We start from the raw sequence: 15075 nt of genomic DNA, 5'->3' as shown, positions 1-15075 counted from the left end.
AAGTTAAAAAAGATATTCGAGATACCATAAATTTAGGTACCTCTGCTTTCCTATTGCAAAAATTGCATTAATAATATCATTAACACAACTGATCTTGTTTAAACCCATATTTATTTTCACAGAAAAATGGCGATTGGAAAAATTACTTATTTCTTAAAAAATGGGTGGCCTCTTCTTCAGTCGCAAAGAGATGTATAAATGATCCGAACTTAACAATTTCAAATATCTCAGAAATTGGTCCTTGTATGTTTGCTACAACTAATTCTTTCCCCTGCTTTCTTGCTTGCATGACTGCATCAGCAATCACTCCAAGACCTGCACTGTTTATATAGCCAACACCCTTTAAGCTTAATATTACACTTTCATAAGTCTCGTCCCTCATTACTACAATTGCAATGGAATCCTTTACGAGATGATCCGTCATATCTAAGATTAAAAACAATAACTCTCTATTCGCCTTTGTCTCGAGCACTATTCAATAAATCTGATATCATTTCTAGCTTTAGATTACTAAGACTTTCTTCATTTTTCCCTTTTAAATGTTCCAAAATCCAGTGGTCGTTTCGATGTTGTGTTACATAACAAAGCAAATCAACATCATCTATATTTTCATAAAGCTCCTCAAATAAACTTGCGATTTGAAGATTTTCTCGATTCATATGTAATAGTAATCGTTGCATTGACTGAAAATATTTTGTTTCAAGTTCTTTTACAAAAAAAGCACTACAAACGGAATCCATCTTTTGTAATGTATCCAGCAATCCATCTGTTTCATCTATACTAAGAACTTTCATGGTCTTGACCGCTTCTTCCCATTTTCTATCATTAAAAACAGATACGAGATGTTCCTTACTACTATTCCTTTCTACAAATACGGAGGTTAAAATATATCCATAAATCGTTCCATCAACTTTGACTGGTACAATCGCAATTTTTAGACCTTTGAACTCCCCTTTATGTAGGAGTAAATAGGTTATTGGTTTAGTAATAGTGGAAGAAGTGACAACTTGATTGATTTGTTGGCGAAAAGCCATTTCCTCATTTATGAATAGGTATTCTGTAACCGGATCAATTCCGGACACAGATGTGAGATACTCTCCTTTCGCACTTACAATAACCAAACCCATCTTCGACAGAGAGACATATGCTTCTTGTACATGTGTTAATAACTCTCTTGTTTTCAATCCCTCGTCACCTCCTTGAGATGTTTATTATGTCATGCTACTAATGGGGTGCCATTATTCTTCGATTACTTGAAGAAAATGTCTTACAACTCTCGCGGTCAACCCCCATATCACTTTATCTTCAAAATAGTAAAAGCACTCTTCCATTCTTTTTATTTGCCAATTATAGTCTTTCCCACCAACTATGGAATCATAAGGAAAACCTGGTTCTGGTTCGATCCGTGCACTTACATAATGGATATCAGGTTTCGTATGTTTAAAAAATGAGAGTGGAACAGTGAAAATATGGTCTACCTCTTTATGGTTTACTTGTATATCATTAATAGTATCTATGACTCCAACATATGGATAAATAATATTACCGTATGGAGATACGATGAAATCTAGCGGTAACACCTGAGAAATACTTCCTTCTTTTAAACCTAATTCCTCATAGGTCTCCCTCATTGCAGTTTCCATATGGTCCTTATCGGTTTCATCATTTTTGCCTCCTGGAAAACAAACCTCACCCGGTTGCCTCCTTAATGATAAGGCTCGGACCTCAAATACAAGATGTATTTCATTATTGATAAATACAAGAGGAAGCAAGATAGAATAAGTAGAGAAGTTCTCACTCCCTAAAACAAAGGGCTTTCTTTTCGACAACTTTAACATAATTTTCTCAAGGTCCATCACCCTTCACCTCCAAGTCAAAATGATTTCTATCATTATAACGAACTTTTCCTGAACAAGAAATAAACCTGCCTACTGCAAAAGTCTACAAATAATTTTGTTTTTAGGAGGCTTACTTTCAAAATTGATGCTAAAATGATTCTAACTATTCTAAAAGAGAGAAGGGATATTCATGAAAAAACTAGAGAACAAACGAGTGGTTATTGCAGGTACAAGAAAAACAGATGAAATAAGTAAGATTATTAGCAATCAAGGCGGAATCCCCGTTCTTCGCCCCTCACAAGGTACGACTAGATTGGATGATACCAATATAGAGGGGGAAATCTCGAAATTACTTGCTGGAAGCTATGATTGGCTTATTTTCACTACAGGAATTGGGTTAACCATTCTTTTAGAAACAGCAGAGAAGATGGAAAGAAAAGTTGAATTTATCTCTAAGCTTAAAGAAAGTAAGATTGCTGCAAGAGGGTATAAGACGGTAAATGTATTAAAAACGCTCGGTATTACTCCCATTGTGAGAGATGATGATGGAAGTACAGCGGGATTGGTACGCTCCCTTTCTTCATGTGAGGAATTTATTAAAGGGACACGTGTGGCACTTCAACTTCATGGTGACCCAGCCCCACTACTTATTGAATTTCTTGACGAAAAAGAAGCCACATACCATGAAATTCTTCCATACATTCATACACCTCCAAGTGAAGATGTTATTGATTTATTGCTATCAGAGATTATTCAAGGAAGTGTTGATGCAGTAAGCTTCACAAGTACACCACAAGTACGATTCTTATTTGCTCATGCCGATAAAAAAGGGCAGACGACTTTGCTTCTTAATCAATTTGAAAATAAAGTTGTAGCTCTAGCTGTTGGAAAAGTCACCGCTCAAGCACTTAAAGAACATGGAGTTAATCGGGTTATTTTCCCAGAAATAGAACGAATGGGAAGCGCCATTATTTGCTTAGCAGACTATTATTCTAAATAACATACTGTTACTTGCTCCCTTTTCTAACAACTGATATACTTCGAACTAATTATCAGCAATAGGTGTGAGGTGAAAAATGGAAGCAATTGTTTATATCAGTCATGGTAGTCGCTCAAAGGTTTGGAATGAACAGTTTGTTTCATTTATTACAGAAACGATGGAAGAAAATATTGCTCCTATACAAACATATGGTTTTTTTGAACTTGCTACTCCTTCTATTGGGGAAGCCATAGAATCATGCATACGAAAAGGAGCAACGACCGTGACTGTCGTGCCTGTATTATTATTATCTGGGAATCATGCATTAATAGATATACCTACCGAAATTGCTGAATCTCAAGCACGTTTCCCTACAATCCCCATTATGTATGCGAATGTTCTTGGAAGCGATCGTTTATTTATACCAGCAATTATGGATAAGCTCCAAGAAAAAGGCTATCAAGAAACACAAAATGAACTTGTTTTACTCGTTGCCCATGGAAGTGGTCATGAAGAAACGGCTCAAGAATTTTCGCAATTAACAAAGGTGGTTAGAGAAGAATTAGGTCTCCCCGTTGAATGGGGATATTTAAGTAGAGAGCCGCATTATTTGAAGAAGCTTGAGATGACTTTATTACATGAGTATCAAAAGGTATATATTGTCCCACACTTCCTTTCAAAAGGTGGATTCACGGACAAAATTGAAAGACAACTGCATGAATCCTTTCCTATAGAAATGGGAAACCAAATTATTTTATGTAATCCAACTGGATACCATGAACTTCTTCATACCATGATTCAAGAACGAGCTCGAACACCAAAAAAACCGACCATTAAACAATAAAGGATAGCTGATTCGCTATCCTTTTTTCTACCGTGTAAAAGTAAGATTAATGACAAACACTTCTGATTGACTCCCCAATCTGAGTGGCGGACCCCATACACCAAATCCAGATGAGACAAAGGTATGCAATTGTTCCATTTTTTCATATCCATAGTCATTGTCATAAAGAAGATTGGTCACAATACTCGCAGGGAAGAGTTGACCTTTATGTGTATGTCCTGACAGCATAACATCAATTCCTTGTTTACTAGCTTCTGAAAAATCAATTGGTTGATGATCAAGCATGATAAGTGGTTTACTTTGATCTAGCCCGATTACGTATTCCTCTAACTGTTGTCTGCTTTCGTCAGTAGGATCCTTTCTACCAATTAAATAAAAGTTTTCTACCATCACCCATTCATCCATTAAGACGGTAATACCTGCCTTATCCATCTCTGTAAGTATTTCTTTTGAGTCCTCACCGTAATAATCATGATTTCCAAGAACAGCGTATACTCCTAGCGGTGCATCAAGCTTTTCCATTACTTCACCCATGTTTTGTTTTAAGTATGGTTCAATATAATCATCGATTAGATCCCCAGGAATTAATATAATATCCGGTTCTTCTTTTTCTGCAATTGACACTAGCTTTTCTAAATGATTATTTCCAACCAGAACACCAGCATGGATATCTGAAGCCATTAATACCTTTAATTCTTTTCGATCCCCAGCGGTTTTATCAACCTCGATATCATAAGTATGGATAATCGGGTTCCACGCTAGAAAAGATCCATAGATCAATACAAATAAATAGAATAAGCCTACTAAATTACCAGCCCAAATGATTGACCTTTTCTTCAAAAAATAGACCAGAAGATTGGTGAATGGAAGAATAATTAGACTGTACCCAACAACAGCTAACCATAATCCACTTACAATTTTAAATAAATAGATAGGTAGCAACTGCCCGGCAAAAACGGACAATGATAAACCAATCACAACGATAATATAGATTTTCTTCCACTGAATTAAATTTCTTGCCTTTAGCCAAACCCAACCATTATATCCAATATAAAAACAAATGGCACTATATATAAGAATGGCTAAAACAATGGCCCCAATCATTAACAGCATATTTTTATAAATCCTTTCTTATGTGGTTATCCTGCTTTGAAGCATATCAGAAGGATAGATATTCACACCCTGCCGATTCGTCTGTGCAATAGAATACATCGATTGTGCTACCTGTCTTCCTTCAATTGCTTTTACCTTTAATAATGGGCCTACAAATAGAAATGACAACGCTTGGAAAATGGTTGCACCTATTTTCTCTCCTAAACGAAACTCCTGCCTATCTCCCAGTAAGAGGGATGGGCGAAGAATAGAAATCGTTTGAAATGGTACGGTTGATAGCTCTTCCTCTAATTTCCCTTTCATTTGGGAATACCATATTTTCGATTGAGGATTAGCATTCATGCTACTAATTAAAAGAAAATGTCTGGCATCCAGTTTCTGTGTTAATCTAGCAAGTGCAAGAGGATAATCAGCATCGATTTTTTTCATCACTTCTTTTGTTTTCGCTTTTTTGATTGTGGTTCCTAGACAACAAAAAACATCATCTACTGCCATCTGCTCAGAATATTCTTCAAGATGGTCAAAATCAACAATTACTTCATTAAGTTTTGGATGTTTTATAGAAAGAGGTCTTCTTACGATAGCTGTCACCGTTTCATATTCCTTTGCCTCAAGTAGTATATGTAAAAGTTCATTGCCAACAAGTCCTGTAGCACCAGCTATTAATGCCTTTTTTGCTTTCATAATCCCGCTCCTTTCTATCGTACCTTTCTATTATCGTTGGAAAAGAATACAATTATCAACTTTTAAACTGTAGAAAAGCCCTCGTAATCGTACGAGGGCTTTGATTTAGCCGGACAATTTCCTTACTTGTTGTTCTGGGATACTTGTTTTCATTGCTCTTAAAAACGCCTGAACAAGCTCTGGATCATACAATAAATTCATTTGACTGTGAATTTCAAACAATGCTTTTTCAGTTGGTATCCCTTTTTTGTATACCCGTTCTTCTGTCATCGCAGAGAAAGAGTCGACGATTCCTAGTAAACGAGCGTTCAATGGAATTTCCTTTTCTTTTAGTCTATGTGGATAACCAGAGCCATTCCATCTTTCATGATGATAAAGGACTCCTTCTAAAATTTCCTTTTTAAATGGGAATTCTCCATGTCTTTGCAATTTTTCTGCACCTAAGATTGGATGCTGTTTAATAATAGTATATTCCTCTTCTGTTAGTCGGCTAGCTTTCCTAAGAATACTTTGCGGAATATCTAATTTCCCAATATCATGGAGCAAGGCTGTTAAATAGAGCTTTTCTCGTTCCTTCTCACTGACACCTAACTCTTTAGCAAGTAATATTGCATAATGAGCCACTCGATTAGAATGCTCCCACGTGTGAGTATCCTCTGAATGCAATAAATTGATATATTCCTGGACAGGATCTTTTACTACAACCCTTTCCATTATTCTCTCATTCACATCAATTGTGCTTGTTTTTTCTTCTGTATATGATTCTACTCGGTTCCTACCATTTCTCTTAGCGATATATAGTGCTTTATCAGCATTCTCTAACAGTTTTTTTGCCGAAGCGTCTTCTGAAGGTATGATCGATGCAACTCCAAGACTAGCAGTAATCATTGGAGATACCTTAGATTTTTCATGCTCGATTTGTAAAGAAAGAATTCCTTTTCTAATCTCCTCAGCAATAGAGGTTGCCTCAAGTAATCCAGTATCAGGTAGTAATATTACAAATTCTTCTCCCCCATATCTTGCACCAAAATCCGATGATCGTGGCAACTCACGAACCATCAACCTAGCAACCTTTTTCAAGCAGTCATCTCCCTGTTGATGACCGTAATGATCATTATAAAGCTTAAAGTGATCAACATCTAATAAAATGGCAGACAATGATGTTTGTGCGATAAATCCTTTGTCCCACTCAAAAGCAATACGTTCGTCAAATGAACGTCGATTATTTATCCCTGTCAATCCATCAACAGAAGATAGTTTTAGTAACAAGTCATTGGCTTCAACAAGTTTCTGTTCAGCCAGTTTTCGCTTCGTAATATTACTTTGAATCGTAACAAATTGATGGATTTCTCCTGCTTCATCCACTAGCGGGACAATCACAGCATTAACCCAATAATAACTTCCATTTTTTGATTTATTACGTAACTCTCCACGCCAAACTTCTTTTCTATTTAACGTTTCCCACATGGTTTGATAAAAACTTTGCAGATGATAACCAGAGTTTAGAAATTGCTGTGGCTTTCCTATTAGCTCATCCTTTGTGTAACCTGAAATGCTACAAAATAAATCATTAACTTTTAAGATCACTCCCTTTGGGTCAGTAACCATGACAACAACAGATTCATCCATTGCAAATTTAATATCTTCTAACTCTTTTAGAGTTTTGCTAAGTATTTGTTCGGACTTATGCCGTTCTGTAATATCTGTCATTGTTCCAAAGGTACCTAACAAGTTCCCATCACTGTCGTAGGAAAATGAAATATTTAACTCCATCCAAAGTACTTCATGTTTTTTGTTGTAAAATTTAATTTCCATCCGTGTCCGGGCTTGTTTCTCAGCAATTAACTTACTAATTTTTCTGATGTTATTTGTTCTTTCCTCTGGTACTACATAATAAAAATAGTGTTTGTTTAAACTATCCTCCACCTTAAAAAAGGTTAACTCCTCCCAGGCAGCATTAAGAAAAACAATCTTTCCCTCTCGATTCGTTTGGAAAATTACCTCTTTTACACTTTCTACTACTGTTTGAAATTTTTGTTTGGTTAGTGACAGCTCACTCTGTCTCAGAAGAATTTCTTCATGCTGTTCGGAAAGAATTTGATTCTTCCGTTCAAGCTCAGTAAATGCATTTCTTGATCGATGCACATGTAAGATTAAGTAAATGGTAAATGAACCTGTTACTATACTTAGCACAGCAAAAACCCAAAAGGGTGTTGAATCCTGCTCCGCATATCTAGAATAATCGAAGAAGTAGCTTAAAACGGTCACTAAAGTAATAGAGAACATCCATCTGTTCCATATATTATTAATCTTTCTATTAAGAATAGGAAGAAAAAAACAGCACCCCATTAAAAAATATACTGAGGGCTCAGTGATAATTGCCCATCCTAAGTTTATAGACAAGCCCCCCAAAAAAATGGTCATCGCACCGATTAGAGATCCACCACCACCGAATAATACAATGATGAGAAAAGGTAGATGATATAAAGATAAATCCACTTCCTGCACTCCAGGCACAAACATCCATAGAAGTAAAGAAAATGCACCTGCCAATCCACCTGCAAGCATTTTATAAGGAATGGAAGAATTCAGTGTAAGATTGTTTTTACTTAATTGGGCTGCAATAAAAAAGTACGCTACTACCATTACTCCATCGAGAATTATGTGATAAGGCATATGCTGTTCCTCCTAAAAGTCAAACAAGACTTACTATTTATATCGGAGATTTCTGTTGGTTTTTGATGTTTTTTGTCGAAAAAGATGAATTATTTCGTTCATTTCCCCCTTTGCCACGGTACTTTGCTATAATGTAAGATACTCAAAAACATGAAGAAGTCTAATCATAAGGAGCTTACTAAATGACTAAATACAGAGTTGTTTTTCTAGACATTGACGGAACCATTTTACGACCAGATGACTCCATTGAGGATACAACTAAGAAAGCAATCAGGCAGTTGAAAGATCAAGACATTGAAGTAATACTTGCCACGGGAAGGCCACTTCATGAAATAACGGATCTCGGGGAAGAATTAAACATTCATTCATATATAGCCTATAATGGTGCCTATGCTATTTATAAAGGCAGAGAAATCTTTAAAGAAAATATGCAAATAGAGGATGTGAATTCCTTTTTACATATTGCAGAAACACACAAACATGATCTGGTTATTTACACTCATAATAAGAACTATTTCCTTGATCAAGAAACCAAGAGAGTTAAAGATTTTCAAAAAGCCTTTCATCTGAGAAAGAACGACCAATATCATCAATCCATTCAAAAGGACGTACTCGGAATAACCATCATTACCTCCGACGAAGAGGGCGATATACCTTATCAATCAATTGAAGGTATACACTATGCAAAGGTGAATGTTCCAGGTTTCACCACTTGTTACGATGTTATCCGTGACCATGTAAATAAAGGAGTAGCGGTCAAAGCTGTGATTGAACATCTAGGCTTTCAAACTGAACAGGCCATTGCATTTGGAGATGGGATGAATGATAAAGAAATGCTCTCGAATGTAGGTGAAGGTTTTGCTATGGGAAGTGGAAATCCGGAGCTTTTTTCATACGCGAAGCATGTTACAACTGGTGTTGATGATTCAGGTATTTTTAATGGTTTGAAATCATTAGGTTTAGTGAAATAATGTCAAAAGGAAAGCTCCTGCTAGAGAGCTTTCCTTCTTTTTCTACTCTAAATCTTCGCCATTGCTGGCAATGACTTTTTTATACCAATCAAAGCTTTTCTTTCTATAGCGTTCGTTTGAGCCTTTTCCTTCGCTGTCTCGGTCAACATAAATAAATAAATCATTACCGTTTTTTTAGCTCTCGATGAAAATGTTCAGATTGGTTGTTGAAATATTAATTTCCTTAAAAGGGTATGTAGCACAATGTTTTAGAAAAGAGCCTCAATAAAAAACCAGCCACATGGCTGGTTTTAAGCAAATTGTTTATTTTCTTCTTTCTTGAAGAAGCTTTTCATCGCATGGAACACGTCTGATTTCTGTTTGAGGATATAGTATCTGAAGTCTTCATGTTTGATGTTTTTATACGCGGACATTAGGGTCGAGTGGCGGTTGTATTGATTTACTTCTCCGTATCCAAACATATTCGACACTTTCATTAATTCTTCTACCAACTTCACACAACGTGCGTTGTCAGAAGTTAAATTATCACCATCTGAAAAATGGAATGGGTAGATATTATATTTTGCAGGATCGTATTTTGTTTCAATAAGTTCGAGTGATTTACGGTATGCTGATGAACAAATGGTTCCTCCGCTTTCTCCTTTAGAAAAGAAATCCTCCTCGGAAACCACCTTTGCCTCTGTATGATGGGCAATAAACTCAATATCTACTGTTTCGTACTTGGTTCGTAAAAACCTAGTCATCCAGAAGAAAAAGCTTCGAGCCATATATTTTTCCCAAAGACCCATTGATCCACTTGTATCCATCATTGCTAACACAACAGCCTTAGAATCTGGCTTAATAATTTCATTCCAGGTCTTAAATTTTAAATCTTCTCTATAAATAGGATGAAAGCTGGCCTTGCCTGTCATTGCATTTCTCTTGTAAGCGGTCATCATTGTTCTTTTCTTATCAATGTTCCCCATCAAACCTGTTTTACGGATATCATTAAATTCAATGTCCTCTACAACGTTCTCGGATTTTTCCTTCTTTTTTAAATTTGGCAGCTCCAACTCCTTAAATAGAGCTTCCTCAATGTCCATTAAAGACACTTCTGCTTCAAAATAGTCTTCTCCTGCCTGATCTCCTGCTCCTTGCCCTTTTCCAGGTCCCTTTTGATTTGCGGATCCATCTCTAGCTACGACATCACCAACTTTGCTTTCTCCATCTCCTTGGCCTACATGTTTGTTTTTATCATAATTATAACGAATTTTGTATTCATCCAGTGAGCGAATCGGTATTTTCACCACTTCCCGACCATTGGACATAACAATATTTTCCTCTGTCACTAGGTCTGGTAAATTGTTTCGAATCGCTTCCTGAACTTTCTCCTGATGCCTCTGTTGGTCGTCATAGCCTTTTCGGTGGAGGGACCAGTCTTCTTGGGAAATCACAAATTGATGGTTATTTACATCTGCCATAGTTTTAACCCTCCTAATTTTTTTGTCACCATTTTCACAAAACGCTCATACAATATCCCGAGTGTAAATTTGAGTGGGAAATGTTGATTACTCTATCATATGCAAGAGGACGCAATAATTTACAAATAATTTTGACAATGAGACATTTGCCCATAATGATGGACAAGCCTTTTTATTGCTATTCAAGTACATTAGAGGCTCTCATCATTTCAAAAATACACTGTAAGATGATCTGACGGATTATATAATCAGTTCACCTAATTCCCAATGTAAAACTTACTTCTATAAATATTATTTCGAAAAAGAAAATATGTTTGTCTTTAATGGGAAAAGAAAAAGAGCTATATTAACTAGCTCAATTTTTTGGCGCATTACACCCATCGGCTGGAAGTTCAGGTTAAGTACCCGAGCTGATAAATAGACGGAGAAATTCCGTTTAATTAGTAATCCAGATTAAAAAGAGCTTGAATAGGCGGAGAGATTCCGCCTATTGGCTCGAAAACTTCGAAAAGAGGGGTTTTTGCTTTACATAAGCGGAAAATCTCCTCTTATTTACCCCGAAATAAGCCCCATTCTGCATTTAACCGAAAAATCTCCGCTTATTCTACTTGTGCTGGTTACTTATTAATAGGGATAAGTATTTTCTCCAGCCGTATGATCTAAAATTTTGCATCTAATAAACGATGCTTACTTTTTACTTTTTCTATCTTTTCTTTTGTTTGGTTTGATTTCGTTTCCTGCTGTGGATCAGGAATTTTATTATCCTTTTTTAACTCAGCATTCGTTTTCATTTGTTCGACTTCTTTTCCAAGGTTCTTCATTTCTTTCATATCCTCAGCCATGGAACTGTTTTGTGCAACATCGTTTTTGGCCTTTTGATTGGTTTTCATGATCATCACCTCTGGTAATCTATACCCGGGATGGACAAGCGGTAAACCAAACAAGGACTGGCAACTATAGCCAGCCCTCCTTTTATTAACGGTTTAACAAGCTACCAACGTAACGAAGTAGTTCGTTTGCAGAGGTAGAATTATAGCCGTGCTCGTCAATCAATCTTGCTACTACTTCATTAACCTTTTTCAGCTGCTGCTCATCTGGAGTCTTAGTGGAGGTTGTAATTTTCACAACATCCTTTAAGTCTGCAAACAGCTTCTTCTGAATCGCTTCACGTAGACGATCGTGCGAATTGTAGTCAAAACGCTTGCCCTTTCTTGCATAGGCAGAAATACGAATTAAGATTTCTTCGCGGAATGCTTTTTTCGCATTTTCGGAAATACCAATCTGTTCTTCAATGGAGCGCATCAGCTTCTCATCTGGGTTAATTTCTTCACCAGTTAATGGGTCTCGAAGCTTCGCCTTATTGCAGTATGCCTCGACATTATCCAAGTAATTATCCATCAGCGTTTTTGCAGACTCTTCATACGAGTATACAAATGCTTTTTGCACTTCTTTTTTCGCAATATCGTCATACTCCTTACGAGCAAGTGAAATATAATTCAAATATTTCTCCTTTAACTCTGGAGTAATGGATGCGTGTTGATCTAAGCCCTCTTTTAAGGAACGAAGAACATCTAGTGCATTAATAGACGACATTTCTTTTCTTATAATTGTAGAAGAAATACGATTGATCACATAACGAGGGTCAATGCCACTCATTCCTTCATCCGCATATTCCTTCTTCAACTCATCGACATCAGCGCTTGAGAAACCTTCAACATTCTCCCCATCATAAAGGCGCATTTTTTTCACTAAATCAATGTCACCTTTTTTCGGTTCCTTCAATCGAGTTAGGATAGTAAACATAGCTGCAACCCGCAATGTATGTGGGGCAATGTGAACATGTGATACATCACTTTCACCAATCATTTTCGCGTAGATTTTCTCTTCCTGGCTTACCTTTAAGTTATAAGGTACTGGCATAACGATAATACGTGAGTGTAATGCTTCGTTTTTCTTATTTGAAATAAACGAGCGATACTCCGTTTCATTCGTATGAGCCACAATTAATTCATCTGCGGAAATGAGTGCAAATCGACCTGCTTTGAAATTCCCCTCTTGTGTAAGAGAAAGTAAGTGCCATAAGAACTTTTCATCACACTTTAACATTTCTTGGAACTCCATCATACCTCTATTGGCTTTATTTAATTCTCCATCGAATCGATAAGCCCTCGGATCGGATTCTGATCCGTATTCAGCAATGGTTGAAAAGTCGATACTACCTGTTAAATCAGCAATATCCTGTGACTTTGGATCGGAAGGACTGAATGTTCCAATCCCCACACGCTTATCTTCTGAGAAGAAAACACGTTCGATAATGACATCTTCAATTCGACCGCCATACTCCTGTTCCACTCTCATCGTGTTTAGTGGTGACAAATTCCCTTCAATTCGAATTCCATATTCATCGTAAAAATCTTTTCTTAAATGGTGCGGAATGAGATGTAATGGGTCTTCATGCATCGGACAGCCTTTTATCGCAAAAACAGCGCCTCGTTCTGAATGCGAATATGCTTCTAACCCACGCTTTAGCATCGTGACTAGAGTGGATTTTCCGCCACTAACTGGTCCCATAAGCAAAAGAATTCTCTTTCTAACATCTAAACGTTTGGCAGACGGGTGAAAATACTCCTCGACTAGTCTCTCTAGCGACTCCTCTAAACCAAATAACTGGTTACTGAAAAATTCATATTTTTTACTCGTCCCGTCTTTTTCAATTCCAGCATCTTTGATCATATTATAAACGCGAGAATGTGCCGACTGTGCTACCCATGGACTTTCCTTCACAATTTCTAAATACTCTGCAAACGTACCTTCCCACTTTAACTTTTCCTCTTCTTGTCTATACATTTCAATCTTTTTTAAGATATCCATAAGGACCTCCCCTGTTTGAATGATCAGAGACGATTAATATAATCTATGCACCCTTACAGATGAACATGCCTAATGAGGGAGACTAATGTTGTCCTTTTTTAGAAACACTTTAGGAACTTGGCCAAAAAATATCTCTTCCATTATTCACACTATGTTTGAAATAGGCTATAATAGGTCTATATGTAAACGTAATCTTTTACAGAGGAGGCTACATACATGGGATTGCTTCTTATTTTAGGTGTTATGGTTGCATTTCTAGCTGCAATTTTTACTGCAGGATACGATGATAAACCAGGTGTAAATAAGTAAGAAAAAGCTGCCGATTTTGTTGGCAGCTTTTTTCTTATTGTTTATTAAATTTTTGTCCTTCTACATAATTCTTCATATACATTCTTGATTGCTTCTCTAGCATATTGGCCATTTGTTCAGTCCACGTGTCCGTACGCTTTCCACCCGTTCTTTCCTTATAGTAGCTAGAAATTACTTTATTATAGCTTGTAAGTTCCTCTTCATAATGATCAGTATTGTATTGCTCTTCATGATACACATGTGAAAGAGGCAATCGTGGCTTCTTATCTGTCATTTTTTTAGGATAACCGACTGCTAAACCAAATAGAGGAATCACCCGCTCAGGTATATTCAGTAATTTTCCCACTTCGTCTAGATTATTTCTTATGCCACCAATATAACAAATTCCAAGCCCTAAAGATTCTGCTGCTAAGCTTGCATTTTGAGCAGCTAATGATGCATCAATTAGAGCAACCATAAATTTTTCCGTGCTTTCAATGGAAGGAATCACATCTTTTCCTTCCATTTTTCCAATGTACTCATGACGGAATAAGTCCGCACAGAAAACAAAAAAGTGACCATTTTCCTCCACATAGCTTTGATTTCCTGCAAGCTCTGCTAACTTTTTCTTTTTTTCACGATCGGTTACACCAATGATGCTGTAAGCTTGTATGTAACTAGAAGTAGATGCTGCTTGAGCACTTTCAACGATGATCTCAATCTGTTCACGAGTTAATGGCTTGTCCTCAAAGCTCCTTATTGACCGATGATTTAAAATCGTTTCAATGACTGTATTCACTTGTTTACCTCCTTTTAAAAAGGCCGTTCTATAATAGAACGGTCCCTTTATGTTAGGTGTAGATAGTTTTGCTGTCTTAATGCCTCATACACTAAAATAGCTGCCGTGTTTGACAAATTTAATGAGCGTACATGCTCATCATTCATAGGAATTCTTAACGCACGATCAAGGTTTTTCTCTCTCACCTCTTGTGGTAATCCTGTTGTTTCACGCCCAAAGATGAAATAGTATTCTTTTCCTGAATCGCTGTAATCAAATGAAGTATAGTTTTTCTTACCAAACTTCGTTAAGTAGAAAAATTCCCCGCCTTCATTCTTTTCATAAAATTCATCCAATGAATCATAGTAATGAATGGTTACCGCATCCCAATAATCTAACCCCGCACGCTTTAATTGTTTATCATCTGTTGAAAAACCAAGCGGTCGAATCAAATGTAGTGTTGTATCTGTTGCAGCACATGTACGAGCGATGTTCCCTGTATTAGCAGGAATTTGTGGTTGAAATAGTACGATATGGTTTGGCATGGTGTCACCTCTGTAGTTAACTGTCAGT

14 protein-coding genes and 1 pseudogene are annotated in these 15075 nt (G+C 36.7%); 3 read left to right on the top strand and 12 right to left on the bottom strand.

Annotated elements, in window-relative coordinates; translation table 11 throughout:
• Positions 1-142 precede the first annotated feature (142 nt).
• Genes ACFFHF_RS14125 through ACFFHF_RS14115 form a run of 3 tightly spaced genes read right to left on the bottom strand, consistent with a single transcriptional unit; the run spans position 143 to position 1856 of the window.
• Positions 143-442: an STAS domain-containing protein gene (locus ACFFHF_RS14125; RefSeq protein WP_377058446.1), complete on the bottom strand. Its 300-nt coding sequence runs from the start codon at positions 440-442 to the stop codon at positions 143-145.
• A gap of 7 nt (positions 443-449) precedes the next feature.
• Complete coding sequence (locus ACFFHF_RS14120) at positions 450-1184, bottom strand: PocR ligand-binding domain-containing protein (RefSeq protein ID WP_377058445.1); 735 nt, start codon at positions 1182-1184, stop codon at positions 450-452.
• A gap of 54 nt (positions 1185-1238) precedes the next feature.
• The gene (locus tag ACFFHF_RS14115) at positions 1239-1856 is read right to left on the bottom strand and encodes an NUDIX hydrolase (RefSeq protein ID WP_377058444.1); all 618 of its coding nucleotides are present in this window, start codon (positions 1854-1856) and stop codon (positions 1239-1241) included.
• 172 nt (positions 1857-2028) lie between these two features.
• Between ACFFHF_RS14115 and ACFFHF_RS14110 the strand changes: the two genes are divergently transcribed.
• Together ACFFHF_RS14110 and ACFFHF_RS14105 are read left to right on the top strand one after the other, a co-directional pair.
• Complete coding sequence (locus ACFFHF_RS14110) at positions 2029-2838, top strand: uroporphyrinogen-III synthase (protein WP_377058443.1); 810 nt, start codon at positions 2029-2031, stop codon at positions 2836-2838.
• Positions 2839-2914: 76 nt separating this feature from the next.
• Entirely contained in the window at positions 2915-3661 is a 747-nt protein-coding gene (locus tag ACFFHF_RS14105; protein ID WP_377058442.1) for a sirohydrochlorin chelatase, read from the top strand.
• Between the two features lie 27 nt (positions 3662-3688).
• Here ACFFHF_RS14105 and ACFFHF_RS14100 read toward each other — a convergent pair whose 3' ends face one another.
• The 3 genes from ACFFHF_RS14100 to ACFFHF_RS14090 form a co-directional block, all read right to left on the bottom strand.
• The gene (locus ACFFHF_RS14100) at positions 3689-4774 is read right to left on the bottom strand and encodes a metallophosphoesterase (RefSeq protein ID WP_160548947.1); all 1086 of its coding nucleotides are present in this window, start codon (positions 4772-4774) and stop codon (positions 3689-3691) included.
• A gap of 18 nt (positions 4775-4792) precedes the next feature.
• Positions 4793-5458, bottom strand: coding sequence for an NAD(P)H-binding protein (locus ACFFHF_RS14095; RefSeq protein ID WP_160548948.1), 666 nt, complete (start codon positions 5456-5458; stop codon positions 4793-4795).
• 105 nt (positions 5459-5563) lie between these two features.
• A complete protein-coding gene (locus ACFFHF_RS14090; protein ID WP_160548949.1) occupies positions 5564-8134 on the bottom strand; it encodes a diguanylate cyclase in 2571 nt (856 codons plus the stop codon).
• 182 nt (positions 8135-8316) lie between these two features.
• On the opposite strand from ACFFHF_RS14090, the gene ACFFHF_RS14085 reads away from it, so the two are divergent.
• Entirely contained in the window at positions 8317-9105 is a 789-nt protein-coding gene (locus ACFFHF_RS14085) for a Cof-type HAD-IIB family hydrolase (RefSeq protein ID WP_160548950.1), read from the top strand.
• Between the two features lie 42 nt (positions 9106-9147).
• Here ACFFHF_RS14085 and ACFFHF_RS24795 read toward each other — a convergent pair.
• From ACFFHF_RS24795 to trmL, 6 genes and pseudogenes are all read right to left on the bottom strand, one after another.
• A pseudogene (locus ACFFHF_RS24795) lies at positions 9148-9261 on the bottom strand (hypothetical protein); the annotation flags it as partial.
• A gap of 134 nt (positions 9262-9395) precedes the next feature.
• A complete protein-coding gene (gene yhbH, locus ACFFHF_RS14080; RefSeq protein WP_160548951.1) occupies positions 9396-10565 on the bottom strand; it encodes a sporulation protein YhbH in 1170 nt (389 codons plus the stop codon).
• Between the two features lie 659 nt (positions 10566-11224).
• On the bottom strand, positions 11225-11455 hold the full coding sequence (locus ACFFHF_RS14075) for a hypothetical protein (protein WP_377058441.1): 231 nt from the start codon (positions 11453-11455) through the stop codon (positions 11225-11227).
• Between the two features lie 85 nt (positions 11456-11540).
• A complete protein-coding gene (locus tag ACFFHF_RS14070; protein WP_340902717.1) occupies positions 11541-13436 on the bottom strand; it encodes an ATP-dependent protease PrkA in 1896 nt (631 codons plus the stop codon).
• 343 nt (positions 13437-13779) lie between these two features.
• Entirely contained in the window at positions 13780-14523 is a 744-nt protein-coding gene (nfsA, locus tag ACFFHF_RS14065; RefSeq protein WP_377058440.1) for an oxygen-insensitive NADPH nitroreductase, read from the bottom strand.
• A gap of 47 nt (positions 14524-14570) precedes the next feature.
• Positions 14571-15047, bottom strand: coding sequence for a tRNA (uridine(34)/cytosine(34)/5-carboxymethylaminomethyluridine(34)-2'-O)-methyltransferase TrmL (gene trmL / locus ACFFHF_RS14060; protein WP_160548954.1), 477 nt, complete (start codon positions 15045-15047; stop codon positions 14571-14573).
• Positions 15048-15075: the final 28 nt, after the last annotated feature.

It is taken from the genome of Robertmurraya beringensis (genome assembly GCF_042433785.1).
Taxonomy (GTDB): domain Bacteria; phylum Bacillota; class Bacilli; order Bacillales; family Cytobacillaceae; genus Robertmurraya_A; species Robertmurraya_A beringensis.
This window is presented reverse-complemented; position numbering and strand designations above follow the sequence as displayed.